This window comes from Neopusillimonas aromaticivorans (genome assembly GCF_030344915.1).
Classification (GTDB): domain Bacteria; phylum Pseudomonadota; class Gammaproteobacteria; order Burkholderiales; family Burkholderiaceae_B; genus Neopusillimonas; species Neopusillimonas aromaticivorans.
Genome location: NZ_CP128233.1, coordinates 2,244,363 through 2,269,913 on the forward strand (window position 1 = coordinate 2,244,363; position 25,551 = coordinate 2,269,913).

Below are 25,551 nucleotides of genomic sequence, written 5' to 3' on the forward strand. Positions count from 1 at the left end.
GCCGGGGGCGAAAAGGGCAGAGTGTGTGTCACGATACTTGCAGGAAACTTCAGGGGCCGCGAATCGGGCATGCTCTAATAGTAATACGACCTGAATCGCCATACCACGACGTCATGACCGAAATTACAGAACCTGTTGATACTGAACGACGCTTTTCCGGGCTGGCCCGCCTGTACGGAGACGATGCCCCGGAAATTTTTCGCCGGGCCCATGTGGCGGTGGCCGGCCTGGGCGGGGTAGGCTCATGGTGTGCCGAAGCGCTGGCCCGTTGCGGTGTCGGTGCCCTGACCCTGATCGACATGGACCACATTGCGGAATCGAATGTGAACCGGCAATTGCATGCCCTGACGGCGACCCTGGGGCAGTCCAAGGTGCAGGCCATGACCGACCGGGTCGTGGGCATCAATCCGGCCTGTCGTGTCGTGGTTGTTGATGATTTTGTCGACCCTGATAACGTGACCGTCATTTTTCCGGCCGATGTCGATGTCATCATCGATTGCACTGACCAGATGTCGGCCAAGCTGGCGATGATTCTCGAGGCCCGGCGCCGCCAGGTTCCGGTCGTGGTGTGCGGCGGGGCCGGTGGCAAGACGGCCGTTACGGCGCTGCGTGCCTCCGACCTGTCGGTCACACAAAACGATGCGTTGTTGTCCAAGCTGCGCAATACACTGCGCCGGCAGCATGGTTATCCGCGTGCGGCGGCAGCGGCCGGCAAGGCACCCCGGCGTATTCCCAAAATGGGGGTGCGGGCCGTATGGTTTGACCAGCCTGCCGTCTTGCCGGATCTTTGGGCAAAGACGACTGCAGCACCAGCGGTCATGCCAACGGCAGATTCTGCTGCGGGGTGCCGGTGGCCGGTGCCGGTGTTTCGCCTGGCGTCACTGATGGTGTGGCTGCCGCGCCCCAGGGCTTGTCGTGCGCAGGTTACGGGTCAGCCGTGATGGTGACGGCGGCCATGGGCATGGCCGCCGCCGGCGAGGCTATTCAGTGGCTGCTGACGCGCCGCTTTGCATGAAGGTTTTCAGCACGCGGCCGGTATGCGACTGATCGGCATGAGCCATCAGGGTTTCCGGTGCACCGGCCATGACCAGCCGCCCGCCGTGCGTACCGCCTTCGGGCCCCATGTCGATAATCCAGTCGGCTTCGGCAATCACGTCCAGGTTGTGCTCGATCACGACAACCGTATTGCCCGCATCTACCAGCCGGTGCAGAACGTGTGTCAGTTTTTCGACATCGGCCATGGATAGCCCGACGGTGGGCTCATCGAGCACATACAGTGTGTGCGGGGCACTGGAGGCCCGGCCGGTGGTGATGACGCCGTCGGTCAGGCGGGCTTTGGTCAGTTCGGTGACCAGTTTGATGCGTTGGGCCTCACCCCCGAAAGCGTCGGCGACGGTTGCCCCAGCGTCAGGTAACCCAGCCCGACATCCTGCATCAGTTTCAGTGCCCGCAGGGTTTTCGGATGCGCGGCGAAGTGTTCCACGGCATCGTCAATATCCATTTTCAGCAGGTCGCCGGCACTTTTATCCTGCCACTTTACGTCCAGCGTATCGCGATTGAAGCGTTCGCCGTTGCAGGCGTCGCAGGGCACTTTCACATCCGGCAGAAAGCTCATTTCAATGGTGCGCAGGCCCTGGCCTTCGCAGATCGGACAACGGCCATCACCGGTATTGAACGAGAAGCGGGCCGCGCTCCAGCCTCGCAGCCGGGCATCGCGGGTGTTGGCGAACAATTTGCGGATGTCATCCCAGAAGCCGACATAGGTGGCCGGGCACGAACGCGGAGTTTTGCCGATGGGCGTCTGGTCAACTTCCAGAACCCGGTCAATCTGTTCATACCCTGAAATGGCGGTGCAGCCTTGCCACTGGGGTGTGGTTTTCTTGCCGACTGCCTGAGCCAGGTTATCCAGCAGCACATCACGCGCCAGTGTTGATTTTCCCGAGCCCGAAACGCCCGTGACAATGGTCAAGCGGCCGACGGGAATGTTGACGTCGACATTCTGCAGGTTATGCCGGTGTGCCCCGGTCAAGTGAATCCAGCGGTCGTGGGTGTCAACGTTGCGGCGGGGCTGGGCCGGGTGAACCACCGGGTGCTTCAGGTAGCGCCCGGTCAGCGATTGGGGGTCGTTCATCAGGTCATCGACCGTACCTTGTGCCACAACCCGGCCACCGCGAACCCCGGCACCGGGCCCCATGTCGATGACGTGGGCAGCGCGACGGATGGTGTCTTCGTCGTGCTCGACTACCACCAGGGTATTGCCGTTGCCTTCCAGTTTGGCCAAGGCATTGAGCAGGATTTCATTGTCGCGCGGGTGCAGGCCGATGGTGGGTTCGTCAAGCACATAGCACACCCCTTGCAGGTTTGAACCCAACTGCGCTGCCAGACGGATGCGCTGGGCCTCGCCGCCCGACAATGTGGGTGCCGAGCGATCAAGCGCCAGATAGCCCAGGCCGACGTCTTCCATGAAGTTCAGCCGACCCTTGATTTCAGTCAGGATGTCACGGGCAATTTCGGCTTCGCGGTCACGGCTGATCAGCCCGTTGAAGAAGGTCTGGGCTTCGCTGACCGATTGGGCCGTGAGCTGGGTGATGGATTTTTCGCGCCAGCGGAAGGCGCGCGCCACCGGGTTTAGCCGTTCCCCATGGCACGTCGGGCAGGGTTGGGCCTCGCCGTCGTACCACGCGTTCCAGGCGGTTTCTTCACCGGTCTGGGTGTCATCAAACCCGTGCAGTTGCAGACCGGTGCCATAACAACTGGTACACCAGCCATGCTTCGAGTTGTACGAGAACAGGCGGGGGTCGGGCTCAGGAAGCTGGTACCGCAGCACGGGCAGGCTCGTTTCACTGAAAAATGGGTTTGTGCCGGTTTTTCGACCAGCATGTCCAGTGTGTGCCGGGCGGCGTGAGGGTGCAGGGTCAACGGGCTGAGCAGGCTCAGGCTGCCTTGACCGAACTCCAGGGCACTGCGCAGCACCTGGCGCAAGCGGGTTTCATTGGCCGGGTCGACTACCAGGTCGGCTACGGGCAGCTCGATGGTGTGTTCTTTGTAGCGGTCCAGGCGTGGCCAGGGGCTGACAGGGATGAATTCGCCGTCGACGCGCAGGTGGGTGTAGCCTTTGCCTGAGGCCCATTTGGCCAGATCGGTGTAATAGCCCTTACGTGCAGTCACCAACGGGGCCAGGATGCCAATGTGCTGCCCCTTGTGGTCACGCATCAGTTGTGCGGCAATCTGTTCTGCGGTTTGCGACTGCACCGGTACGTTGCAGTCGGGGCACATTTGTGTCCCCAGCTTGACGTACAGCAGGCGCAAGAAATGGTGAATTTCAGTCATGGTGGCCACCGTTGACTTGCGACCTCCGCGGCTGGTGCGCTGCTCGATCGCGACGGTGGGCGGTATGCCATAAATGGCATCCACGTCCGGCTTGCCGGCGGGCTGGACGATGGCGCGGGCGTATGCGTTCAATGATTCCAGATAACGGCGCTGGCCTTCGTTGAACAAGATGTCGAAGGCCAATGTGGATTTCCCCGACCCTGAAACGCCGGTGATGACAGTGAAGGTGTCGCGGGGAATCTGGACATTGATGCCTTTCAGATTGTGTTCACGCGCATTCAGGATGTCGATGGTGTGTGCAGCGCTGCGACCATAGGGCATGGCCGGTTCGGCCACCGTGGTGGTCGTGTTGCCAGTGTTCGGGGGTTGCCGTGGGTACTGGTCCGGGCTGATTTTCCCGGTGCGATGGGTGCGCCGGTCGTGTCTGCGGTCAGGGTATGTTCGCCAGTTGTTCCTCCACCTCCGACAATCGATTGTTCGTAGTCGAGCAGGGCTTTGCCGGTGTGTGAGTTCGGGTGTGCCATGATGTCGGCCGGGCTTCCGGTGGCAACGACCTGGCCCCCGGCATCCCCGCCTTCCGGCCCCAGGTCGATGACCCAGTCGGCGGCACGAATGACATCCAGATTGTGTTCGATGATCAACAGCGAATGCCCGGCAGCCAGCAGTTTCCTGAACGCACCCATCAAGCGCGCGACGTCATCAAAGTGCAGGCCGCTGGTGGGTTCATCGAACAGGAACAGGCTGCCTTTTTAGCCACACGAGCCGACGAAATGCCACTGCGCGACGCCGTGGCCAGGTGGCCGGCCAGTTTCAGCCGCTGCGCTTCGCCGCCCGACAGGGTAGGTACAGGCTGCCCAAGTTTCACGTATTCCAGACCCACATCGGCCAGGGGCTCAGCCCCATTGCACATCGCGCAGGCCGGCGAAAAAGTCCAGGGCCTCGCGTACGGTCATGTTCAGGACGTCATCAATCGAGGCCGTACGGCCCAGGTGTTCAATACGAACTTCCAGAATTTCAGGCCGGAAGCGTTTGCCGCCGCAGTCGGGGCAGCGCAAATAGACGTCAGACAGGAACTGCATTTCGACGTGTTCGAACCCCGTGCCGCCGCAGGTGGGACAGCGCCCTTCGCCGCTGTTGAAGCTGAATGTGCCCGGGGTATAGTCGCGTTCTTTTGAAAGGTCCGCCTGTGCAAACAGCTTGCGGATGGCATCGAACGCACCGACGTAGCTGGCCGGGTTCGAGCGTGCCGTTTTTCCGATGGGGGTCTGGTCGACCATCACCACATCGGCCAGCTGTTCGGCGCCCAGCAGGTGGTCGAACTCGCCAGGTGCCTCGGTGGGTTTGCCCTGACGTTTCAGCAGGGCCGGATACAGCACGTCCTGGATCAGGGTGGACTTGCCCGAGCCCGATACCCCGCTGACGCAGACCAGCCGACCCAGCGGGATTGAAACCGAAACGTTTTTCAGGTTGTTGGCGCGCACGCCTTCCAGCAGCAGTTTGGGGGTGGACGGCTGTACGGCCAGGGTCGGGGCGCTTCGACGCGCAGCCGGTTGCCCAGATAATTGCCGGTCAGGGTAGTGGCCCGTCGCAACTGTTGCGGCGTGCCGTCAAACGTGATGTGCCCCCACGCTCGCCGGGCCCGGGACCAATATCCAGAATACGGTCGGCCGCCACCATGACTTGCGGGTCATGTTCGACCACGACCAACGTATTGCCGTTGTTACGCAGCCGGTGCATGACTTCGACGATGCGGTGCATGTCGCGCGGGTGCAGACCGATGGAGGGTTCGTCCAGTACGAACAGGGTGTTGACCAGTGAGGTGCCCAGTGCCGTCGTCAGGTTGATGCGTTGCACTTCGCCGCCTGACAGCGTGCGGCTTTGACGATCAAGTGACAGGTAGCCCAGCCCGACATCGCACAGAAAATCAAGGCGGGCACGTACTTCAGTCATCAACAGGTCGAGCGCAGCATCCAGCGCGTCACCAAAACTGAGTCCCAGGAAAAAGTCACGTACCTGGCGGATGGGCAGGCGCATCAGGTCGTGCAAGGCCAGGCCGGGCAACCGGTTCAGCAGCTCATGATCCCAGTCTGCATGAACGGGTTTGAAGCGCGGGTAGAGCGGGTTGACCGGGATGTGTTTTGTACCCAGTCGCCAGAGTGTAGCGTCGGGCTTCAGGCGTGCGCCGCCGCAACTGGGGCAGGGCGTGTAACTGCGGTACTTGGACAGCAGCACGCGCACATGCATCTTGTAGGCTTTGGTTTCGAGCCAGTCAAAAAAGCGCTGGGCGCCATACCACTGGGTTTTCCAGGCCTGGGGCCACCGCGCCAGGCGGGGTCCCCACCGATAACCCATTGGCGCTCGTCAGCCGAAAGCGCTTTCCAGGGGTATCGAGACGGACGCCGGCATTTTTTGCGTAGTGCTCCATCTCGGCCTGGCACTCTTTGTAGCTGGCGGTTTGCCAAGGCTTGATGGCCCCTTCGCGCAAGGTTTTGTTGTCGTCAGGTACGACCAGGCCGTAATCGATGCCCATGACCCGCCCAAAGCCCCGACAGGCCTCGCAGGCACCCAGTGGCGAGTTGAAGGAAAAGGTACTGGGCAGCGGGCGGGTGTAATCAATAGTGCAGTGGGCACAGTGCAGCCGGTTGCTGAAGCGCCAGGCGGTTTCCTGACCGTCGGCGCTGTCAGAGGCATACACCGTTATGTGGCCGTCCCCCTGCTTGAACGCCGTTTCAAGCGCCTCGCCCAGGCGACCGGGGTCAACGCTGCTGAACCGGAAACGGTCTTGCACCACATGCAGGACGCGCCTGGCCATCGGTGCGGTCTTGCGGGCGGCCGTTTTGCCTTTGCCACGGGCTGGCGGGCTGGTCTCGTCGGGTGCAGTAATGGTTTCTTCGTGGTGAACCCGTGTGTAGCCTTGCTGGTCCAGAAACCCGCGCACTTCGTCTTCGGTGAAGTTGGCCGGAATCGCAATCGGGAACGTAATCACCAGGCGGGGGTCATTGCCTTGCGTGCGCTCGGCCAGGGCCTGGCGTACGGTATGGGCATTGTCTTGCACCACGCGTTGGCCGCAGCACCGGCAGTACAACTGGCCCATGCGGGCGAACAGCAGCTTCAGGTGGTCATTCAGTTCCGTCATGGTGCCGACAGTACTGCGCGAATTGCGCACCGGGTTGACTTGGTCGATGGCGATGGCCGGCAAGATACCTTCGATGCGATCCACCTGGGGCTTGTCCATGCGGTCGAGGAACTGGCGGGCATAGGGTGAAAACGTTTCGACGTAGCGGCGTTGCCCTTCGGCATAGAGCGTATCAAACGCCAACGAGCTCTTGCCCGATCCGGACACCCCCGTAATCACCAGCAGTTCGCCGGTGTTGATGGTGACATCAAGATTTTTGAGGTTGTTTTGGCGGGCGCCGAAAATGCGGATGGCTGAGCTCATGGGTGAAACCAAAGAAGAAGAATTTGGGGTCTTGGCCAAGTTTACGGTAGAATGGTGGGTTAATTACAGTTCAAGACCCGCTTTTCGGAGAATTCATCATGGCAGAAGTCAAGCGTAACCGACGCAACACCATCGAGCGTCGTTGCCTGGGCAAAGCGTTCAAGCGTTTGTTCATCAAATCGCCCAAAGGCGTATTTAAAATGCTCGAAAAAGTTAAAAAGGCCTGATTGTTCGGTCCTTTTGCAAAAACCCGGCTCAGGCCGGGTTTTTGTTTTGGGGTGCGTTGTGTGATGTACCCGCTGTGCTTGCATCGGGCGGCTGTCAGAGGTGGCGCAGTTTGCAGATGCAAGCTGCTTTTTAGGGCAGACGCTGCAGGGGCAACTTGTCAATGCAATACCGGTGACGACGGGTGGGGTTGGAAAGCACTGTTGTCATCGTCCCCCTCGTCCGAGTCATCTTCATCGTCGTCGATGTCGAGAACCGGTTCATCGCTGAGCTCAAACGGCAAAATGCCGCCAATGTCATCGCTCCAGGCCACTTCTTCGCCGTCATGGTCTACCTTGATGAAGCGCACGCCTTCGAGGTCTGATAACTGGATGGCCCACAGGTATTCGCAGTCGTAGATGTCGCCGTCTTTGATGTCGATTCCGCCCTTGTTGCCGATGATCCGGGCGTTCTGGCCACCAATGGCCACAATGACATGGTCGTCGGCGTCATCGCCGACATCAAGCGGGATGCCGAAAACCACCCATTCGAAACCGGTTTCGTCGGCGTCAATCACTTCGGCCAGGACCGGCTTGCCAAGGTAGGCGCTGAGCGCGTCGGCGGTGCGGCCAAGGTAATCAAGCTCTTCGTCGGTGAAGGTCAGTGCGGGGATGGGTGTATCGGTCATTATTCTCGGGCCAGATTCGGTCAAACCCCCATTTTAGTTTTATTTGCCGAGTCGGCCTACAATCGTGTTTTGTCTCAATTTTTTACGGGTTCATTCTCAGTATGGCTCAATACGTTTACACCATGAATCGCGTGGGCAAGATCGTGCCCCCAAGCGTCAGATTCTGCGTGATATTTCGCTGTCTTTTTTCCCGGGTGCCAAAATTGGCGTGCTCGGTCTGAACGGTGCGGGTAAATCAACGCTGCTCAAGATCATGGCCGGTGTTGACAAGGACATTGAAGGCGAAGCCGTGCCCATGCCGGGCATCAAAATCGGTTACCTGCCCCAAGAGCCGCAGCTGAACCCCGAATCGACCGTGCGTCAGGCGGTGGAAGAGGGCCTGGGCGAAGTCTTCGAGGCGCGCAAGCGTCTTGATGAGGTATACGCCGCCTATGCCGAGCCCGATGCTGACTTTGACGCCCTGGCTGCCGAGCAGGCAGAGCTGGAAGCGGTCATTGCCGCTGCGGCCTCCAGCGGTGCTGATGACACCGAAACACAAATGGAAATTGCGGCTGACGCCTTGCGTCTGCCCCCTGGGATGCCATCGTGGGCAAGCTGTCGGGTGGTGAAAAGCGTCGCGTGGCCTTGTGCCGCCTGCTGCTGTCCAAGCCCGACATGCTCTTGCTTGACGAACCGACCAACCACCTTGATGCTGAAAGTGTGGAATGGCTTGAAGTGTTCTTGCGCAAGTTCCCGGGTACGGTAGTGGCCGTCACCCACGACCGCTACTTCCTGGACAACGCCGCTGAATGGATTCTTGAACTGGATCGTGGCCACGGCATTCCCTGGAAGGGCAACTACAGTTCGTGGCTTGAACAGAAAGACAACCGCCTGAAGCAGGAAGAGGCGTCTGAATCGGCCCGTCAGCGCACGATCAAGAAAGAGCTGGAGTGGGTGCGCCAGAATCCGAAGGGCCGTCAGGCCAAGGCCAAGGCGCGTCTGGCCCGTTTCGAGGAACTGTCATCGCACGAATACCAGAAACGCAATGAAACCTCGGAAATCTTCATCCCGGTGGCCGACCGTCTGGGCAATGAAGTCATTGAATTTGAGGGTGTCAGCAAGGCCTTTGGCGATCGATTGCTGATTGACAACCTGAGCTTCAAGATTCCCGCCGGAGCCATCGTCGGGATCATTGGGCCGAACGGTGCCGGTAAATCGACGTTGTTCCGCATGATTGCGGGTACCGAGCAGCCTGATTCGGGCACAGTCAAAATCGGCCAGACCGTCAAAATTTCGCACGTTGACCAGTCGCGTGATGCCCTGGCAAACGATAAAACAGTGTTTGACGCCATGTCCGACGGCGCGGACCTGCTGACTGTGGGCAAATTTGAAATGTCGTCACGCGCCTATCTGGGCCGTTTCAACTTCAAGGGCAGTGACCAGAACAAGCTGGTCGGCAATTTGTCGGGTGGTGAGCGGGGCCGCTTCCATCTGGCCAAGACCCTGATCGCCGGTGGCAACGTGTTGATGCTTGACGAACCGTCGAACGACCTTGATGTTGAAACCTTGCGTGCGCTGGAAGATGCGCTGCTTGAGTTCGCCGGTACGGTATTGGTCATCAGCCATGATCGCTGGTTCCTTGACCGCATTGCCACGCACATTCTGGCTTTTGAAGGTGATTCGCAGGTGGTGTTTTTTGACGGCAACTACCAGGAATACGAAGCTGACAAGAAGCGTCGTCTGGGCGAAGAGGGCGCCAAGCCGAAACGGATTCGCTACAAAGCGCTAAAGTAATCGGTTGCATGCTGAACAGCCCGCGTTGTCTGATGGCAGCGTGGGCTTTTTTTGAGGCGGGGTTTTTGGTGTGCGGAGTGGCTTTGCAAGGTGCAGGGTCTTCGCAGTGTGCCAGAGCCTTGGGTTGATGGCTGGTGAAGGGCTTGTCATTTGATACAAAATTTGCCCGTGCTCACAGCTTCCTTATTGAAAACTTGGCATCCTTGAAACTTCGCAGAAGTGGTTTCTGCCTGATTTCCGGAGGTTTTCATGATGTTTTCGACGTTTGCAAAAGTGGCCGCAGTGGCCGTGGTATCCGTTGCAGCAGCCGGGTGTTCAACCTGGGACAGCATGAGCAGTCGTCAAAAAGGTGCTGTTACCGGTGCCGGCGTCGGCGGTGTGGCCGGTGCCGCCATTACGGGTGGCAGTGTGCTGGGCACCGTGGGTGGTGCAGCCATCGGCGGTGTTGTGGGCGACCAGATCGGCAAGCATCAGAAGTGATGTGTGGCGCTCGGTGGTTGTGATGACCGCGCTCTGTTCATGAAGGGCATTGACGTCAGCTATTACTACGAAGGCTATAGCGAATTCAAGACTGAAGATCTATAGCTTCAAGCGGTATTCAGCGGATATCCTTATGTGACAAAAAATGTCGCACTTGCCGCATTGGCCTTCGTGCTTGCGTTATAGAATTGTGCAATTAACCGCTCAAGAGCGTGATTTCCCTTGGCATCAGGGGTTGCGCTGTTGTAGCGGAAATTTAAGGTGCAGAGTTTGGAAGGGCTGCCGCATGATTCTGGAAAACAAATTAAACGTCACCCATCAAATCGAGCTGGCCCGCGCCGAAGAAAAATCAGCAAGCAAAGAGCCAGGCAGCTTTTTGATTCTGGCGACATTAACAAGGTACGGGTCGGTACTTTCGAAGGGCTTGCTTTTATTCATGCCTATTTGTTTGGGGATGTCTATGACTTTGCCGGAAAAATCCGCGAAGTCAATATCGCCAAGGGTAATTTTCGTTTCGCGCCGTTAATGTACCTGGAACCAGCGCTGAAACATATCGACGCCATGCCGCAAAGCACTTACGATGAAATCATCGAAAAATATGTCGAGATGAATGTGGCTCATCCCTTTCGTGAAGGCAATGGCCGGGCCACTCGCATCTGGCTGGATCTGATGCTTAAGAAAGGAATCCGGCATGTGGTGGACTGGAACCAGGTCGATAAAGAAGAATACCTTTCGGCAATGCAGCGCAGCGTAGTGAAAGATCTTGAAATCAAGGTGCTGTTGAAGCAGGCTCTGACCGACCAGATTGACGACCGCGCCCTGTTCATGAAAGGCATTGACGTCAGTTATTACTACGAAGGCTATAGCGAATTCAAGACTGAAGATCTGTAGTCACTGGCTACACTCGCTGTGTATCCGATGAATCACTGTTCATGCAAATGACTTGTCGCTAAAAAACACAGCAGTTCGGTATTGAAAATCCAGACATGACATTAAATGTCGCATTTGCGTTATAGAATCAAGTAAGTATTCAACGCTACTGCGAAGGGAGTCGTCATGCCTGTCAAACCTTCACCTATGCGATTCGCTTGCCCCAAGTGCGGCTGGTCGACAACGTACGCGCCGCACTCTGATGCTCTGCTGTCGCTGCCCCCGGAAGCCTGCCAGAAGTGCGGGCACGGTGCATTAACGCGAACCTCGGCTGGGGCGCTTGAAAGCGTTTTGTCATTTTTTTGAAGCAGATAAAAAATAAGGGGGAAGGCGCATGTCGTTCTTGAGACGCAGTTGTGCCGTATTGGCACTGTGTACCGCCGCCGCGCAGGCACAAACCATAGAGTTCTGGCATTCCAATACCGCTTGGGCCGGGCAGGGTATGTGTGCAGCGACGTTTACATTCGACAGCGGCGGTGAACCCGTTTCCAACCTGCGCGTTGCCCTGTCTGTCTTTGACAAGGCCGGCAGCAACATCGACACCATCATGCTGAATGTGCCTGAGTTCGGTGGTTCAAATGCCGAACGGTATGCCACCGAGTTCTGGGAAAGCGATACCGCCTGTGAAGACGATCTGACACTCGTCGTCACCTCGGCCAGTGCAAACATCAACGAAAAGCGCCAAGACCTGCTGCGGACCCAGAAGCTGGTCTTGCAGCAATTTAAACCCTTCAAGATACAGGTGGGTGGTGCGGCACCTGTGCCTGTTGCTGCATCAGAACAGCAGGCGTTGCCGGGCGGTGTGCAGTGCGACGTTGAGCTTGAGCCTGCCCAAGCCGAGTCAATTTGGCAGCAAATGCAAACCGACCCGAAAGGCTATGTGCAGCAGTGTACGGAAAGCATGGCCCAAATGGCTGTTGAATTTGGAGGCGAATTACCAACCAAGGCAAGAGCTGAGGTTCCCTCTGTTTTTCGTCTACCAAAGGGCGTTGTTCATGCTACCAGCTTTTCCTTTGCTTGCTGACTAAGCCAACGGTGCAGGTAATTGCTTGGCGATAAATATCCGAGAGTTGAATGCTGCCTTTTCCGGTTGTAAAACACCTCAATGTATTCAAAGCTCATGTCTCTGGCCTCGTCTCGTGTCTGGAACCGTTTACCAAAGACGCGCTCGTGTTTGAAACTGTTGAACCAGCTTTCCGTTGGTGCATTGTCCCAGCAGTTACCCTTTCGACTCATCGAACAAGTCATGCCATATTCCGACAACAGCGATTGAAAGGCATGGCTCGCGTATTGACTTCCCCGATCAGAGTGATGGATCAAGCCCGCAGCTGGCCGGCGCCGAAACCAGGCCATGGTCAGTGCGTCGGTCACAATATCAGCAGTCATGCGTGGTTTCAAAGACCAGCCAACCACTTCCCGGTTAAACAGATCCAGAACGATGGCCAGGTACAGCCAGCCTTCATCTGTCCACAGGTAGGTGATGTCGGACGTCCAGACTTCATTCGGCGCGCTGGGCGTAAAGTTGCGATCCAACAAGTTTTGCGCCACCGGCAGACTGTGTTTCGAATCCGTTGTGGCTTTGTAGCGGCGCTTGTGCCGTGCTCGCACATTGTTTTCTCGCATCAATCGTTCCACCCGCGCTTTACTGGCCGAGAACCCCCGGTTTCGCAGTTCCCTCAGCATGCGCGGGCTGCCATAGGCGCCCTTGAGCTCGGCATGGATCGCCTTGATCAGTGCCAGCATCTGCGCATCCGTCAACCGCTTGCGGCTAGGCGTACCACCACGCTTCCAGCAGCGATAGCCGCTGACGCTGACCGCCAAGACGCCGCACATTTGTGCCAAACCGTACTCCTGACGATGCTGATCAATCCAGGCGTACTTCACAGTGCATCTTTCGCGAAGTACGCCGCTGCCTTTTTTATGATTTCGTTCTCACGCTTGAGTCTGACATTCTCAGCCCGTAGTCGCGAGAGCTCCATCTGCTCTTCAGAAACTGGCTTGCTTGAAGAGCCTGTCAACGCACCACGAGCTGCTGCGTTCGACCAGTTTCGTAACGTCTGCTCATTGATGCCAAGCTCCTTGGCAGCCGCTGAAAACGACTGCCCATCCTTGACCCGCTTGACGGCTAATTCCTTGAACTCCAGGGTGTATGACTGTCGAGGTATCTTCATTGCTCATCTTCCTTCAAGTGACGTTAATAATATGTCACCCAGATGGAAGACGAAATATCAGGGGAAGCTCAAAGTGTGGAAGGTGCTTATAAATGGTCCGAGGATGCCCTGCATGCCTTGGGCAATTTGTGCCTGGTTAGTCATGCTATGAATTCTTCGCTCGGCGATCGTTCAGAAAATGCCAAGTTTGATGAGTTGTTGGCCAAAGGCAGTACGCAGAGCCTGAAGGTATATGCCATGTTTGATGTCTTTAGCTTGGAAGACAAAAAGTGGAGTGAACCGGTGATGTGGATGCATCACAGTGATATGGTGGCTTTGTTGCTTGAGGCTGGGCGTTGCAAATATGAGTTGTTAGCATCGACAACGCACCCTGGTCAGAAGTAAGTTGGCTAATCTTCTTGAGATGTTGAGATTTTTACCCAGACGCGAGGCCCTGTGCTGACTTGCCAATACACAGTACACATTGATCGGCATAAGGCACAGCAAGTGTCGAAATAGCACAAGGCTGCTCTTGAGGGTGGGCATGCTTGATAATGGTTTTCTGTTTTTTTCCTGACTGGACTCAATGGTTATAAAATTTATCGCAAATTAAAATCTCCAGAAGTTCGATGTCGGAAGGTGACATTTCATCGCAATGCCCATGGTTTTTCAAGAATTTTACTATTGCGGCTGAAGGGTCATCGCCGAAATCTCTGGGCTGTTGAAAGCATTTTTCACATAACTTGCGGCATAAACTGTTGGCGTCGGTTTCAGGTGCAAATGAATAGAACGCTTCACTGCAGGCTGGTCTGGTAAGTTGAAGCATCCGTGCTTTACAAGCCACGATAAAGGCCACGATAGACTCAATAAATTCGAGCCGATGTTGGAATGTATGTTGATGGTAGGCATCAGCTACTAACCATAACTGGCGGTATTTTGGTATGAGTAGCCCTTCAGCTTGTAAGCATTGAACGACCTGGATGGCTGACTGGTAACCTAGTCTTAGGTGTCGCTGAATCAAGGAAATTGTTGCCCACTGCGTTTGTAGAACAATTTCTCTTGCCCGGATTACGTTCTCTTGTGTCACAAATGGGGTAGTCATGTGTAAGTCCTTCGTGGTGTTGTATAGGTCGATCCAGAATTGCCATTGATGGCATACGTGTTTCAGACAAAAGCCCCAGCACCAGGTTTTTCCTGATACACACCCCGTTCCAGCCATTCCTGAACGATTTCAAGTGCGCCATCAAGGGCTGCAATCAACACGTCTGATTGACTGGCGTCGGGGTTTCGCTGCAGTAAATCGTTAACCGCACGGCTGGCCTCGGCATAGAACTCGCTTTCGTTCAGGTAATTGAGTGCATTGCCAGATTCATAGCGCAAGAACGTGTAAAGCCAGGCCAGTGCGCGTGCGTGCTGTGTCACCACAATGGCATCGCAATGGTCACTGACGGTGCCGTGTACGGGTTTTTCTGAAATGATCACTGTTAATGGCCAATTAAACTGACCCAGTTATGGCCAACAATTTTGACCTACCTGCCGGTGGCTGCGAGGCCACGAAACATGTAGCGTTCCTGCCCATAGATCAAGGGCAACGGGAGCGCGGTAGTGAAGGAGTGGGTTGTGATTCACAAGATTAAAGGGCTGTATGACCAGGGCAATGGCATGTCGATCCGTGGCATCAGTCACGAGCTAGGGATTTCGCGCAATACGGTGCGCAAGTATTTGCAGATGGAAGAAACGCAGATCAGCATCCTTCAAGAGGATCGGTCGCGGCATAAACGTCTGGACGCGCATCGGGACTTTCTGATCCATCAGCTTCAGCATTTTCCCCAGCTGAGTGCGGTCAAGTTGGCGCGTCGGCTACAGCAACGTGTGGGCGAGTTGGGCGTGTCGTCGCGCAGCATTCGTCGCTACGTGCAGGCGTTAAAAGAACTCGTCGCCACAGGCCAGGCCCGCTATTACGAACCCGTGCTGCAATTGATGCCCGGCATCCAGTGCCAGGTAGATCCAGGTGAACTGCGTGGCGTTCTTGTGGGTGGGCAAGAACGAACCGTGTACTTTGTGGTGTTCGTGCTCTCCTGCTCGCGCTTGATGTATGTCGGTCTCTCATTCAAGCCACTGAACACCACAGCCTTCATTCAATTGCATGATGAGGCCTTTCGTTACTTCGGCGGTGTCACCGAAGAATGTGTGTATGATCAGACCAAGCTCGTCGTGCTCAGCGAGCAGTATCGCGAATTGACAGTTAACCAGCGCTTCCATGAGTTTGCCACCATGGCAGGATTCCGCATCCATGCCTGCGAGGGTTACGACCCCGAGAGCAAAGGCAAAGTAGAAGCAGGCGTGAAATACGTTAAGCAGGATTGTTTTTATGGTGAGGAGTTTGCCAGCGAACAAGCACTGCGTGAGCATGTCCAACGCTGGCTTGATCACGTGGCCAATGCCCGTGTTCATGGCACGACAGGGCGAGTGCCTCGAGCACACTTTGAAGATGAAGAACGTCAGCACCTTCGTCCTTACCTATCCCCCGCCAGCCTGACCACTGGGGCGGTCAGCGTTCAAACACGGCGCGCCGACAAGACAGGCCTCATCTCATGGAAGTCGACCAAGTACTCCGTGCCCATGGCTTGGCAGCAGTCCAACGTCGGTGTGTGTGAACAAGACGATGGGTTGAGGATCACTGACCTTGCAACAGGCGAAACGATTGCTGTGCACGCGGTGTGTTCTGAGCGGGGCCGGATCGTCAAGAATAGTCACCATTACCGGGACCATGCTCAGCGTATCAGCGACCTGGAACAGGCGATTATGAGCATGATGCCAACGGACACAGCCCTGGCATTATGTGCGGTGCTCAAACGGACATCCCCACGAATCTATAGGGACCAGCTCGTCGCAGTGCGTTCGCTGTTGCAGGCCCATATGCCGCTGAATATGACCTTGATCACCGGCCTGTCGCAGCGCCATGAGCTGACGGCCAGTCTGCTTAAGCGTTATCTGCAAGCGAATGAGCAGGCCCGACAACGCGGGCGCATCGTCGATCAGCCGATGTCTGGTCAGTCTTGGTTCGAACCTCTGGATCTGGGTGCCTACGCCCTTGTTGGCCATTCTGCTGGACAGGAGATGACCCATGAGCCAGCTTGAGCACACCAGCGCACAATATCGCAGCTTACGTTTAAGCGCCATCGGCCGTGACCTTGTGGGTCTGGTCTCGCAGGCCGAGGCCAATGACCTGTCACACTTGAGCTTCGCCCAGATGCTGGCCGAGCACGAAATTGCCGAACGCACCCGCAGCCGTATCAGTCGCCACCACCGCCAGGCCGGTCTACCCTTGGACAAGCATCTGGAGGACTTCGACTACCGCCATCAGACCACGATCACCAAGCGTCAGGTCAATGCGTTGCTGGACTTCGGGTTTATCGATAATCGCGAGAACGTGGTCTTCATCGGCCCGCCCGGTGTGGGCAAGACCCATCTGGCCATTGGGATTGGCCAGAAAGCGATCCAGGCGGGCTACAAAGTGTTATTCCGCACCGCGCTTGATCTGGTGGAAGACTTGGAGCTGGCCGAGATGAAAGGCGAGCTCAAAAAACGGATCAGCCAGCTGGCCAAATTCGATATGTTGATCATTGATGAACTCGGCTATTTACCCATGACGGCTCAGGCCCGGTTCAACTTGTTCCAGCTCGTGAATGCGCTGTACGAGTACCGATCCATCATCCTGACCACCAACAAAGACTTCACCGATTGGGGTGAGTTCTTCCATCACGATAACGTGGCCATCCCGATCATTGACCGCGTTATCCATCACTCAAACATCTTTATGCTGGGAGGCGAGAGCTACCGACTGAAGCAGAAAACATCCAGTTAACAAACAATGGGTGGGTCAATTTTATTGGCCAAAAGTGGGTCAAAAATAATGGCCATTGACAATCACATCGGCCCCCAGCCAGCGGATGGGTGATGGCGTTGAACCGGTACCATTTTTTTGGGCCGGCGATACAGGCGGTGCGGGAACGAGGTCTTCTGTGGTGGCGCGGTTGCGCAGATGATGTAAGGTCGCCACCAGTCGGGATGTAAGGTTCATGTCTCGCCGCCTCTTTTTTATACGCACTTGAATAAGTGCTATTTGGAATAAAAATTGTATTTATGAGGCGCGACGATCTGTGTCGCAAGTGTGACCTGTTCAATGCGGGCAAGTGCCGTTGCCGTCAGTGTTTGGCTGCATGGCAGGCTATGACCGGAACAACAGTTTAAATATGGCTTTTGGTATTTATGCAATACAATGAATGCATGTATTCACTAGAGGATTTATTTATGGCGACTTCTATACGTCTCTCTCAAGATATAGAGCAACGGCTTGATTTCCTCGCATCAAGCACTGGCCGCACCAAGGCATACTATTTGCGGGAAATCATAGAGCAGGGGATTGAGGACATGGAGGACTATTACCTGGCTGCCGACGCACTGGAACGTGTCCGCAAGGGGCAAGAGCAGGTGCATTCCGCTGCCGATGTAAGGAAAGATCTTGGTCTGGACGATTGAGTACACCGAAACAGCCAAGGGACAGCTCCGAAAGCTTGATAAACAAACGGCGCGGCGCATCGTCGACTACATGGATGAGCGCATTGCCGGGCTGGATAACCCGCGCAGCACGGGCAAGGCGTTGACCGGCCCCCTTGGCGGTCTCTGGCGTTATCGTGTAGGTGACTGTCGGATAATTTGTGACATTCAAGACGGTGAATTGCGTGTCCTTGTGGTGCAGGTTGGCAACCGGAGCGCGATCTACCAATAGATCTTCCAATAATTTCAGTGATTCATGTCGGGGCCTTCACGGTCTCGCTGAGCTTGGCGCAAATTCAGGTATAAAGCCCATTACAGTTTCTCTCCTGCACTTCTGAAATCATGACCATTCGTCCCGCCACCGGCAATACGCTCAAACTTTCTCTGGAGCTCTTGAAGCGAATCCCCCGCCACAGGTACGTGACGGCGGCAGAATTGCACCGTCAGCTTGAGGCGGCGGGTATTGTGCGTACACGGCGCAGCATTGAACGACAACTCGAGCAGTTAAGCCTCGAGTTCGAGATTGAACGGGATGACCGCAGCAAACCCTACGGGTATCGCTGGAGGAGCCATGCACAGGGCTTTTCGCTACCCATGTTGAATGAGCAAGAGTCCTTGTTGCTGGCGTTGGCCCAGCGGTATTTGCAGAATTTGCTGCCGGCGTCGGTGATGCAGTCGATGGAAGGTTTTTCTTTCAGGCGCGCACCAACCTGCTGGGTCAGGCGACGCCAAAACCGGAAACCCAGTGGCTGAACAAGGTCAGGGTGGTTGATGTGACGCAGCCGTTGCTGCCGCCTGTGATTCCTGCGGTTGTCTTCGAGGCGGTAACAACGGCGTTGTATCAGAACCGTTGGCTGACGATCGGGTATCAGAACGCGGCGGGCAAGCAGGCGGAATATCGGGTGATGCCGCTGGGCCTGGCGCAGCAGGGGCCACGGTTGTATCTGGTGTGTCGTTTCGAGGGTTACGACAATGAGCGCAGCATTGCGCTGCATCGCATCCAGCAGGCAACGGTGTCGGGGTTGGGCTTTACCCCGCCGCCCGAATTCAGTCTGGAGCGTTATGATGCCGATGGCCGTTTTGGCTTTGGTGAAGGTGCCAAAATTCGCCTGTCGTTCAATATCACCAAAGAAGCGGGTTACCACTTGCTCGAATCCGGGTTGTCGGCGGATCAGGTGGTTGAGGAAACCGGGGCTGGTTATCGCATTCAGGCAACGGTGGTTGATTCAGCCCAGTTGCAGTGGTGGCTGAACGGTTTTGGCGATCAGGTGTGGGGTGTTGAAAAAGTGGCCGTCCATTAAAGGGATGCGTGGGTGCGTGTTACTACTCATTGATAGAACGGTGTTTTTTTCATCAAAAACACAGCGCAAGGAAGACCGGACCCGCCGGCTGCCAAACCACCAGCTGGCTTTGATCGCGTCGCGGCGGGCTTCAAGTACGTTGTTATTTACGTCAACGTGCCAGCCGCAAGACTGCAAGGCGTGGCTGATGGATTCGACAAGTGCCTGCATATCTCCCCGCCTTTATTCCCGGTCGCTACCAGAAACAGCTTTACCAGAAAGCGACCTGAACCCACGCAAACCAATTAACGTCGCCCTTCGCTTTGCGGCATTTCGATTTTCACTTCAAGCACCTCAAGCGAATCGTGCCGGTCAAGATTGACCTTGATGTCTTCAGGGTTGATCTTGATGTACTTTGAAATGACCTCGAGCAATTCGCGTTGCAGTTCGGGCATGAAATCAGGCTCGGTGCTGTCGTCGCCCCGTTCATTGATCAGGATCAGTTGCAGACGATCTTTCGCCACACTGGCCGATGTTTTTTCTGACCCAGTAAAAAAGACAAGAAAGACATATTACTTACCCCCGAACAGCCGTTTCAGCAAGCCAGGCTTTTCGTAGTCGGTAAAGCGCAAGGGTGTTTCTTCACCCAGATAGCGGGACACCACATCTTGATAGGCCTGGGCGACGTCAGAGTCACGCATGTGAATTGCCGGCACCCCTGGTTTGAGGCTTGCAGAACAATTTCGGATTCGGGAATGACACCGATAAGCTTGATGCGCAAGATGTCTTCAATGTCTTTCAAAGACAGCATTTCGCCATCGGCAACGCGTTTGGGGTTGTAGCGCGTGAGCAGCAGATACTCTTTGATGGGTTCGTCGCTATGAATCGCGCGGTGCGATTTCGATGACAAAATACCCAGAATCCGGTCAGAGTCGCGTACCGACGAGACTTCAGGGTTGGTGACCACAATGGCGTCATCGGCGAAATACGAGGCCATCAGGGCACCGGTTTCGATACCCGCCGGCGAGTCGCACACAATGTATTCAAACCCCATGGCTTTCAGGTCGTTCAGGGTTTTCTCAACGCCTTCTTTGGTCAGTGCATCTTTGTCGCGGGTTTGCGAGGCCGGCAAAATGTAAAGGTTTTCAAGTTGCTTGTCGCGGATCAGGGCTTGTTTCAGGGTGGCTTCGCCTTGAATGACGTTGACGAAGTCGTAGACGACCCGGCGTTCACACCCCATGATCAGGTCGAGGTTGCGCAGGCCGACGTCAAAGTCGATGACCACAGTTTTGTGGCCGCGCATGGCCAGCCCCGATGAAAAACTGGCGCTGGTGGTTGTTTTGCCCACACCGCCTTTGCCGGAAGTCACTACAACAATTCGCGCCATGACGATCTCAATCCCTTAATAGTGTTCTGTAAAGCGTCTAATCGTAAAGCAAAATGCAGGCCGTTAGTGCACTGCTTCTACCCTTTAGTACCTACCGGCACAATCTGTAATGTTTCACCCCCAAATGCACTATGGCGGGCTGGTCCAGTACCTGTGGGTCCAGTGCAGATTCTATAACACGGTAAACCCCGGCAATCGCCAGCAGTTCAGGGTCAAGCTGGGTGGTGAAAATACGGGCCGATGTATTGCCGCGTGCACCGGCCATAGCTTTGCCGCGCAGCGGGCCGTAGACGTGGATGTTGCCATCGGCAATCACCTCAGCCCCTGGCTGACCATACCCACCACAATCAGGTCGGCATTGCGCGCATAAATGCGCTGGCCGGAACGCAACGGACGGTCGATGATCATGGGCGGTGCTGCGGTATCGGCGGCGTCGTTTCCTGCGGTCGCGGCGGTGCTGCCCAAACTGGTGCTGGTTGATTCGTTGGATGATGTTCCGGTGCTAGCGGGCTCACCTGGATGGATGCCGACCGTTTCGGTGGGTAGCGTCGTGGTGCCGGCCGGATCAATTGCGGATGCCGGTGCAGCGACAACTGGTGATGCGGTTGCGGGTGAGGGCATGGCGCGGGCCACCCCGTGCGACAAGTCGACGGCTTCCAGGCCAACCTTACGGGCCTGCTCGAGGTTTGCTGCATTGCCCACCGCGCCTATGGGGCGTAATCGGTGCTGGCGAAGTGCATCAACGAACGCCGGCCAGTCGATGGTGTCGGCCAGCCCCGAGGTGTCGACGACAACGGGTTCGTCTTCAAAAACCCCCGGCATCGGTCATCCGACGGTCAAGGGTTTCGAGTAGCTCGTTCAGGTTGGCGCTGTGCAGTACAACACGTACGGCATAAAGGGTTGCACTCTTGAAGTCGAGTGCTGAAGTGTCTTTGGAGAAGAGGAGGCGTCAGTCACGGCGTAAACGAAGGGAGCCAGAAGGGAGGGTGTGGACGGGGCCACAGGCAAACTGCGGCTATTGTGCCCTGAGTTGCAAGGGGTGCAATGCACCCCTTTAACGTGCCTAAACCCAGGTGTCGCGCAGCGTGACGGCCCGGTTTAAAACCGGCTTTTCAGGCGTCGATTCAACGCGGTCGGCCACGAAAAACCCCAGCCGTTCAAACTGCCAGATTTTATCCGGCGCGGCCACCGTTCCGGGTTCGAGCCAGCCCTGCACGACCTGGCAGGAGTCAGGGTTGATAGCGTCAAGAAAGTTCTTGTCGCCGGCGTCGGGGTGCGGGTCGGAAAACAGGCGGTCGTACAACCGGATTTCGGCCGGGACGGCGTGTGCGACGCTGACCCATGTAATGTTGCCCTTGACCTTGACCGATGAAGCCCCCGGCGTGCCGCTTTTGGTGTCGGGCAGGTATTCGGCATGCACTTCCACAATGTGGCCGTTTTCGTCTTTCACGCAGCCGGTGCAGGTGACGATGTAACCGTATTTCAGGCGCACGGTGTTGCCCGGGAACAGACGGAAATATTTCTTGGGTGGTTCTTCGCGGAAATCATCGCGCTCGATCCAGAGTTCACGACTGAACGGGAATTCGCGTTGTGGCCCTTCTGGGTTGTGCGGGTTCAGCGGTGCGTGACACAGTTCGGTCTGGCCTTCCGGGTAGTTTGTGATGACCAGCTTTACCGGGTCGAGTACGGCCACGCTGCGGTCGGCAATGGGGTCCAGGTCGTCGCGCAGGGCTTGTTCAAGAATGCTGTAATCAATGCGTGAGTCAGCCTTCGACACCCCCAGCCGTTCGCAGAACAGCCGGATGGCTGCCGGTGTGTAGCCGCGACGACGCAGCCCGGCCAGGGTGGGCAGGCGGGGTCATCCCAACCCTTGACGTGGCCTTCACGCACCAGCTCCAGCAGCTTGCGCTTGCTGGTGACGACGTAGCTGAGATTCAGGCGGGCAAACTCGTACTGGTGCGGCAGGGGTTCTGCCAGCTCGCCCAGTTCAACCAGACGAGCCAGGATCCAGTCGTAGAACGGCCGCTGGTCTTCGAATTCAAGGGTGCAGATACTGTGGGTGATGCCTTCAAGGGCGTCTTCAACCGGGTGGGCCCAGGTGTACATCGGGTAAATGCACCAGGCATCGCCGGTACGGTGGTGGTGGGCATGACGAATGCGGTACAGCACGGGGTCGCGCATATTCATGTTGGGCGAACCCATGTCGATCCTGGCGCGCAGGGCCATGCTGCCATCGGGGTGCTTGCCGTCACGCATTTCCTGCAGCAGCCGCAATGACTCTTCGGCCGGACGGTCACGCCAGGGTGAGTTCGTGCCTTTGTCTGTCAGGGTGCCGCGTGTTGCCCGCATCTGTTCGGGGCTTTGCTCGTCAACATAGGCGTAGCCCCTTTGATCAGGGACTGCGCGAAACCGTACATGGTTTCGAAGTAGTCACTGGCGTAATACAGGTTGGATTCGCCGTTGTTTTCCCAGTTGAAGCCTAGCCACTTCACCGTGTCGATAATGGCCTGGACGTATTCCGTGTCTTCTTTTTCGGGATTGGTGTCATCGAAACGCAGGTGGCAGGCCCCTGGTAAGCTTGCGCCAGACCGAAGTTCAGGCAAATGCTTTTGGCGTGACCGATGTGCAGATAGCCGTTGGGTTCGGGTGGGAAACGGGTGCGTATTTTTGCGACATCGGGCTCGCCCTGTTGCTGGACTGCGGCCGGGCCAGGCTTGCCTGCCCAGCGTTTTCCCGCAAAGCGGTTGTTGGCCAGATCATGGTCAATGATGGTGCGCAGAAAATTGGATGGGGCTGGAGTGCTGGATTCGGTCGTCATAAACACGGGCGCAAAGGCGCAATACAAAAGGTGCAAGAGCAAAAGAGGCATTTTGCCACGTTCCAGACCATTTGCCTGTCGGGCGGTCCGCGGTTAGCATTATGTGGCCTTCAATTTTGGTAGATCATGACGAATTCGCCGCTTTGGCTTTCCCAGACCCAGTTCTTTTTCAGCCTGGGCTTCCTGGGGTTGTTCCTGTTGACACAAACCGGGCTGGCCTGGGTGCTTGTGTATTTCAAGCTGCGCGGGCGGGGCGGGGTGCAGTCGCGCTATGTCACGGCCTATCGGTTCTGGGTGCGTGTGTTTGCTTTGGCCATCATTATGGTCATGGCCGCGGCAGTGCCTGTCTTTCTTCAGTTCGGCAGTCTATGGCCTGGGCTGATGGGGAAAATCGGTAATGTCGCCAGCCCGTTGCTGGCCGTTACTCTCTTGACGGTCTTCGTTTTCAAATCCTGTTTTCTCGGGCCAATGCTGTTTGGTCAGCGACGGATGTCGGATACGGCCCATACCCTGATGGTGATGCTGGTTGCCACGGGTTCAACCCTTGCGCTGCTCTGGGTACTGATGCTGTTCGCCTGGCTGCAGGCGCCTGTCGGGGCCGCGTTGGTTGAGGGTGAATATCAGGTTTCCGATTGGCATGCCATTGTGTTCAATCCGGTGTTTTTCGTTTTTGCGGCACTGGCGGGCGTCATCGCGATGCTAACGGCCGGGTTGATGCTCATGGGGGTGACTGCGCGCCAGTCTTTGCATCATGTCATTGATGAGGCCGATCGCAGTGTGTTCAAAACCGGGCTGGTCCTGTCGGTTGCAGGGTCGGTGGCCTTGTTTGTCGTGATGGCGGTTTACGGTGTTCAGGTGGCCGGACATCAACCGGCCAAAGCTGCTGCGACGGCTGCGTATTGGGTGTCGGGCTCATCACCTGACCTGACCTTGTTCGCGCTTCCCGGTACCGATCAGGCGAGCAATCAGGCTGTGGTTTCATTGCCCGGCTTGGCCCGACCTTTTCTGGGTACTGACGACATTGGTGCAGCCATGGGGCTTGACCGGTTTGCCGGGATGCACCCGCCGGTCGCCCTTACGTTCTGGTCCTGGCGGCTTCTTGTGTTGCTGGCCGTCGCGGTGTTCTTTCTCAGCTGGATGACGTTGCTGTATTTGCGCGGTCGCGCCTGGGAACCTCTGGCGCTGCCCCAAGGGTGGCGAAAGTTGCTGTCGTTCTGTCAGTATGCCGGTTGGGTGGTGTTGGGGGTTGCGCTAGTGCATATCTGGTACGGGCAATTGCCGTGGGTTGTGCATGGCGCCATCACGCTGGCCGAGGTCGCCGCCGAGCATTCCTCTGATGTGTTGTTTGCCGGGTTGCTGGCACAGGTCGTGGTTTCGGTGCTTTTGATGGCGGGTTTCATTCAGTTATTGAATTATTCGGTGCGCTACGGGGTGGTTCCGGTAGCACGCCGCAGGGGGCGGGCATGATTGATACCCTGGTAGCCCTGCTGGGCATACAGGCCGAAGACCCGGCTTTCTGGATGCCGCTGGTCTTCATGGGCCTTTTTATGCTGTCATTGTGGCAGGTACCGTGCTTGACGGATTCGACATTGGTGTGGGGTGTCTGGTGCCGTTTGCATCGCCCGAGCTGCGCTTGCGCATGCTGGCGTTGCTAAGCCCTGGCGTGACGCCAATGAGTTCTGGTTGTTACTGGGTCTGGGGCTTTTCGTTACGGCGTTTCCTGCCGCCTGGGGCAGTGTCTTGTCGGCCCTGTATGTGCCGCTGGTGTTGCTGGGCCTTGGTGTCATGGTTCGTTCTGCGGCGTTCGAGCTGCGGATACGGGCGCCGTTGCATTTGCAAGATCGTTGGGCCCTGGCTTTTGCCTTGGGTTCCTGGCTGACGGCTTTTGCACATGGTGCTTTGCTGGGGCGTGTCGTAGTGGGCTATGAGGCGGGTTCAGCCTACTTCTGGTACGCCGGTTTTGTGGGGGTGTGTGCCATCGCGGCCTACAGTTTGCTGGGGGCGACCTGGCTCGTCATGCGCGAGCCCGGTGAGTTGCGCATTCGTGCGGCGTGGTGGGGGCGTCAGTCAGTGCGTTGGGCGGCTGCGGGTTCAGTGGCGGTTTCACTGGTGCTGGCGTTTGCCAATACCGGTGTGTTCCTGCGTTGGAGCGACGGGCCGCAGTGGACGCTTGTCGTTGGGCTATGGGTCTTTACGCTGGTGTGCTTCATGACCATTGAAATGACGCTGCAGCGTACCATTCATGCCAGTCATCGCCTGAACGGGTTGCCGTTTGTATTGACCTTGTTCATCTTTCTGGTCACGCTGGGCGGCCTGGCGTACAGTTTTTTCCGTATCTGGTGCTGGATGATATTACCCTCTGGGACGGTGCGGCTTCCGTGGAAACCTTGCGTCTGATTCTGGTTGCGGCGCTGGTGTCGTTACCCATTGCACTGGTGTTCAATATTTGGGTGTATTGGCGCATGTTTGGTGTTTCCAAAGCGCCAAAAATTCCGCGTCTGAACGTGTAGGC

The 25,551-nt window shown here is 56.7% G+C and carries 19 protein-coding genes and 9 pseudogenes; 17 read left to right on the plus strand and 11 right to left on the minus strand.

The window, feature by feature from the left end:
* Positions 1-113 precede the first annotated feature (113 nt).
* Both N7E01_RS12400 and N7E01_RS19495 read left to right on the plus strand, forming a co-directional pair.
* A complete protein-coding gene (locus N7E01_RS12400; protein ID WP_434089513.1) occupies positions 114-941 on the plus strand; it encodes a tRNA threonylcarbamoyladenosine dehydratase in 828 nt (275 codons plus the stop codon).
* Positions 887-1,015: pseudogene (locus N7E01_RS19495) on the plus strand (tRNA threonylcarbamoyladenosine dehydratase); the annotation flags it as partial. The gene N7E01_RS12400 and the pseudogene N7E01_RS19495, both read left to right, overlap by 55 nt.
* Here the strand turns inward: N7E01_RS19495 and N7E01_RS19500 are convergent.
* Positions 981-3,642, minus strand: a pseudogene (locus N7E01_RS19500) (excinuclease ABC subunit UvrA); the annotation flags it as partial. The pseudogenes N7E01_RS19495 and N7E01_RS19500 overlap by 35 nt on opposite strands.
* Before the next feature lie 152 nt (positions 3,643-3,794).
* Positions 3,795-6,769, minus strand: a pseudogene (uvrA, locus tag N7E01_RS19505) (excinuclease ABC subunit UvrA); the annotation flags it as partial.
* A gap of 98 nt (positions 6,770-6,867) precedes the next feature.
* On the opposite strand from uvrA, the gene N7E01_RS12410 reads away from it, so the two are divergent.
* Positions 6,868-6,996 carry a hypothetical protein gene (locus N7E01_RS12410; protein WP_255416184.1) on the plus strand — a complete coding sequence of 43 codons (129 nt, stop codon included), beginning with the start codon at positions 6,868-6,870 and terminating at the stop codon, positions 6,994-6,996.
* A 158-nt stretch (positions 6,997-7,154) separates the two neighbouring features.
* Here N7E01_RS12410 and N7E01_RS12415 read toward each other — a convergent pair whose 3' ends face one another.
* Positions 7,155-7,661: a hypothetical protein gene (locus tag N7E01_RS12415; protein WP_289173093.1), complete on the minus strand. Its 507-nt coding sequence runs from the start codon at positions 7,659-7,661 to the stop codon at positions 7,155-7,157.
* A 101-nt stretch (positions 7,662-7,762) separates the two neighbouring features.
* Between N7E01_RS12415 and ettA the strand changes: the two are divergent.
* The 4 genes and pseudogenes from ettA (at position 7,763) to N7E01_RS12440 (ending at position 11,868) form a co-directional block, all read left to right on the plus strand.
* Positions 7,763-9,434 (plus strand): annotated as a pseudogene (gene ettA, locus N7E01_RS12420) (energy-dependent translational throttle protein EttA).
* 249 nt (positions 9,435-9,683) lie between these two features.
* The gene (locus N7E01_RS12425; protein WP_289173094.1) at positions 9,684-9,914 is read left to right on the plus strand and encodes a YMGG-like glycine zipper-containing protein; all 231 of its coding nucleotides are present in this window, start codon (positions 9,684-9,686) and stop codon (positions 9,912-9,914) included.
* A gap of 270 nt (positions 9,915-10,184) precedes the next feature.
* Positions 10,185-10,805, plus strand: coding sequence for a protein adenylyltransferase Fic (gene fic, locus N7E01_RS12435; protein ID WP_434089514.1), 621 nt, complete (start codon positions 10,185-10,187; stop codon positions 10,803-10,805).
* Between the two features lie 373 nt (positions 10,806-11,178).
* Entirely contained in the window at positions 11,179-11,868 is a 690-nt protein-coding gene (locus tag N7E01_RS12440) for an IrmA family protein (protein ID WP_289173095.1), read from the plus strand.
* Here N7E01_RS12440 and N7E01_RS12445 read toward each other — a convergent pair.
* Positions 11,838-13,015 (minus strand): IS3 family transposase gene (locus N7E01_RS12445; protein ID WP_289173096.1). Its coding sequence is split into 2 segments (ribosomal slippage): positions 11,838-12,766 and positions 12,766-13,015, totalling 1,179 coding nucleotides; the frame shifts between segments, so codons are not numbered across the junction. The genes N7E01_RS12440 and N7E01_RS12445 overlap by 31 nt on opposite strands.
* A 42-nt stretch (positions 13,016-13,057) precedes the next feature.
* Here N7E01_RS12445 and N7E01_RS12450 point away from each other — a divergent pair.
* Entirely contained in the window at positions 13,058-13,399 is a 342-nt protein-coding gene (locus N7E01_RS12450; protein ID WP_289173097.1) for a hypothetical protein, read from the plus strand.
* Positions 13,400-13,577: 178 nt separating this feature from the next.
* Here N7E01_RS12450 and N7E01_RS12455 read toward each other — a convergent pair whose 3' ends face one another.
* On the minus strand, positions 13,578-14,096 hold the full coding sequence (locus N7E01_RS12455; RefSeq protein WP_289173098.1) for a DNA translocase FtsK: 519 nt from the start codon (positions 14,094-14,096) through the stop codon (positions 13,578-13,580).
* Between the two features lie 62 nt (positions 14,097-14,158).
* Positions 14,159-14,476 (minus strand): hypothetical protein, encoded by a 318-nt coding sequence (locus N7E01_RS12460; RefSeq protein ID WP_289173099.1) that lies wholly within the window; start codon positions 14,474-14,476, stop codon positions 14,159-14,161.
* 138 nt (positions 14,477-14,614) lie between these two features.
* Here N7E01_RS12460 and istA point away from each other — a divergent pair, with 138 nt between their 5' ends.
* Positions 14,615-16,135 (plus strand): IS21 family transposase, encoded by a 1,521-nt coding sequence (gene istA / locus N7E01_RS12465; RefSeq protein WP_289173100.1) that lies wholly within the window; start codon positions 14,615-14,617, stop codon positions 16,133-16,135.
* Complete coding sequence (gene istB / locus N7E01_RS12470) at positions 16,122-16,862, plus strand: IS21-like element helper ATPase IstB (RefSeq protein WP_289173101.1); 741 nt, start codon at positions 16,122-16,124, stop codon at positions 16,860-16,862. The genes istA and istB overlap by 14 nt, the downstream gene beginning before the upstream one ends.
* A gap of 39 nt (positions 16,863-16,901) precedes the next feature.
* On the opposite strand, the gene N7E01_RS12475 is transcribed toward istB, so the two are convergent.
* Positions 16,902-17,078 carry a hypothetical protein gene (locus N7E01_RS12475; protein ID WP_289173102.1) on the minus strand — a complete coding sequence of 59 codons (177 nt, stop codon included), beginning with the start codon at positions 17,076-17,078 and terminating at the stop codon, positions 16,902-16,904.
* Positions 17,079-17,266: 188 nt separating this feature from the next.
* Between N7E01_RS12475 and relB the strand changes: the two genes are divergently transcribed.
* The 4 genes from relB to N7E01_RS12495 all read left to right on the plus strand — a co-directional run bounded on the left by relB (position 17,267) and on the right by N7E01_RS12495 (position 18,855).
* The gene (gene relB, locus N7E01_RS12480) at positions 17,267-17,536 is read left to right on the plus strand and encodes a type II toxin-antitoxin system RelB family antitoxin (protein WP_289173103.1); all 270 of its coding nucleotides are present in this window, start codon (positions 17,267-17,269) and stop codon (positions 17,534-17,536) included.
* Positions 17,520-17,786 (plus strand): type II toxin-antitoxin system RelE family toxin, encoded by a 267-nt coding sequence (locus tag N7E01_RS12485; RefSeq protein ID WP_289173104.1) that lies wholly within the window; start codon positions 17,520-17,522, stop codon positions 17,784-17,786. Before relB ends, N7E01_RS12485 begins: the two co-directional genes overlap by 17 nt.
* 110 nt (positions 17,787-17,896) lie before the next feature.
* Positions 17,897-18,307 carry a hypothetical protein gene (locus N7E01_RS12490; protein ID WP_289173105.1) on the plus strand — a complete coding sequence of 137 codons (411 nt, stop codon included), beginning with the start codon at positions 17,897-17,899 and terminating at the stop codon, positions 18,305-18,307.
* Between the two features lie 20 nt (positions 18,308-18,327).
* Positions 18,328-18,855 carry a helix-turn-helix transcriptional regulator gene (locus N7E01_RS12495; RefSeq protein ID WP_289173106.1) on the plus strand — a complete coding sequence of 176 codons (528 nt, stop codon included), beginning with the start codon at positions 18,328-18,330 and terminating at the stop codon, positions 18,853-18,855.
* A gap of 284 nt (positions 18,856-19,139) precedes the next feature.
* Here N7E01_RS12495 and minE read toward each other — a convergent pair.
* The 4 pseudogenes from minE to N7E01_RS12515 all read right to left on the minus strand — a co-directional run bounded on the left by minE (position 19,140) and on the right by N7E01_RS12515 (position 23,039).
* A pseudogene (minE, locus tag N7E01_RS12500) lies at positions 19,140-19,405 on the minus strand (cell division topological specificity factor MinE).
* Between the two features lies 1 nt (position 19,406).
* Positions 19,407-20,221, minus strand: a pseudogene (gene minD / locus N7E01_RS12505) (septum site-determining protein MinD).
* Between the two features lie 91 nt (positions 20,222-20,312).
* Positions 20,313-21,098: pseudogene (minC, locus tag N7E01_RS12510) on the minus strand (septum site-determining protein MinC).
* A 186-nt stretch (positions 21,099-21,284) separates the two neighbouring features.
* Positions 21,285-23,039, minus strand: a pseudogene (locus tag N7E01_RS12515) (glutamine--tRNA ligase/YqeY domain fusion protein).
* Positions 23,040-23,165: 126 nt separating this feature from the next.
* Here N7E01_RS12515 and N7E01_RS12520 point away from each other — a divergent pair.
* From N7E01_RS12520 to N7E01_RS12525, 3 genes and pseudogenes are all read left to right on the plus strand, one after another.
* Positions 23,166-24,506 carry a cytochrome ubiquinol oxidase subunit I gene (locus N7E01_RS12520; protein WP_289173108.1) on the plus strand — a complete coding sequence of 447 codons (1,341 nt, stop codon included), beginning with the start codon at positions 23,166-23,168 and terminating at the stop codon, positions 24,504-24,506.
* Complete coding sequence (locus tag N7E01_RS19685; protein ID WP_491565778.1) at positions 24,503-24,694, plus strand: hypothetical protein; 192 nt, start codon at positions 24,503-24,505, stop codon at positions 24,692-24,694. Before N7E01_RS12520 ends, N7E01_RS19685 begins: the two co-directional genes overlap by 4 nt.
* A pseudogene (locus tag N7E01_RS12525) lies at positions 24,639-25,549 on the plus strand (cytochrome d ubiquinol oxidase subunit II). Before N7E01_RS19685 ends, N7E01_RS12525 begins: the two are co-directional and overlap by 56 nt.
* Positions 25,550-25,551: the final 2 nt, after the last annotated feature.

Coding starts and splice junctions, on each gene's coding strand:
- N7E01_RS12400 (WP_434089513.1), top strand. CDS start 114: ATGACCGAAATTACAGAACCTGTTGATACTGAACGACGCTTTTCCGGG.
- N7E01_RS12410 (WP_255416184.1), top strand. CDS start 6,868: ATGGCAGAAGTCAAGCGTAACCGACGCAACACCATCGAGCGTCGTTGC.
- N7E01_RS12415 (WP_289173093.1), bottom strand. CDS start 7,661: ATGACCGATACACCCATCCCCGCACTGACCTTCACCGACGAAGAGCTT.
- N7E01_RS12425 (WP_289173094.1), top strand. CDS start 9,684: ATGATGTTTTCGACGTTTGCAAAAGTGGCCGCAGTGGCCGTGGTATCC.
- N7E01_RS12440 (WP_289173095.1), top strand. CDS start 11,179: ATGTCGTTCTTGAGACGCAGTTGTGCCGTATTGGCACTGTGTACCGCC.
- N7E01_RS12450 (WP_289173097.1), top strand. CDS start 13,058: ATGGAAGACGAAATATCAGGGGAAGCTCAAAGTGTGGAAGGTGCTTAT.
- N7E01_RS12455 (WP_289173098.1), bottom strand. CDS start 14,096: ATGACTACCCCATTTGTGACACAAGAGAACGTAATCCGGGCAAGAGAA.
- istB (WP_289173101.1), top strand. CDS start 16,122: ATGAGCCAGCTTGAGCACACCAGCGCACAATATCGCAGCTTACGTTTA.
- N7E01_RS12475 (WP_289173102.1), bottom strand. CDS start 17,078: ATGAACCTTACATCCCGACTGGTGGCGACCTTACATCATCTGCGCAAC.
- relB (WP_289173103.1), top strand. CDS start 17,267: ATGCAATACAATGAATGCATGTATTCACTAGAGGATTTATTTATGGCG.
- N7E01_RS12490 (WP_289173105.1), top strand. CDS start 17,897: ATGACCATTCGTCCCGCCACCGGCAATACGCTCAAACTTTCTCTGGAG.
- N7E01_RS12520 (WP_289173108.1), top strand. CDS start 23,166: ATGACGAATTCGCCGCTTTGGCTTTCCCAGACCCAGTTCTTTTTCAGC.
- N7E01_RS19685 (WP_491565778.1), top strand. CDS start 24,503: ATGATTGATACCCTGGTAGCCCTGCTGGGCATACAGGCCGAAGACCCG.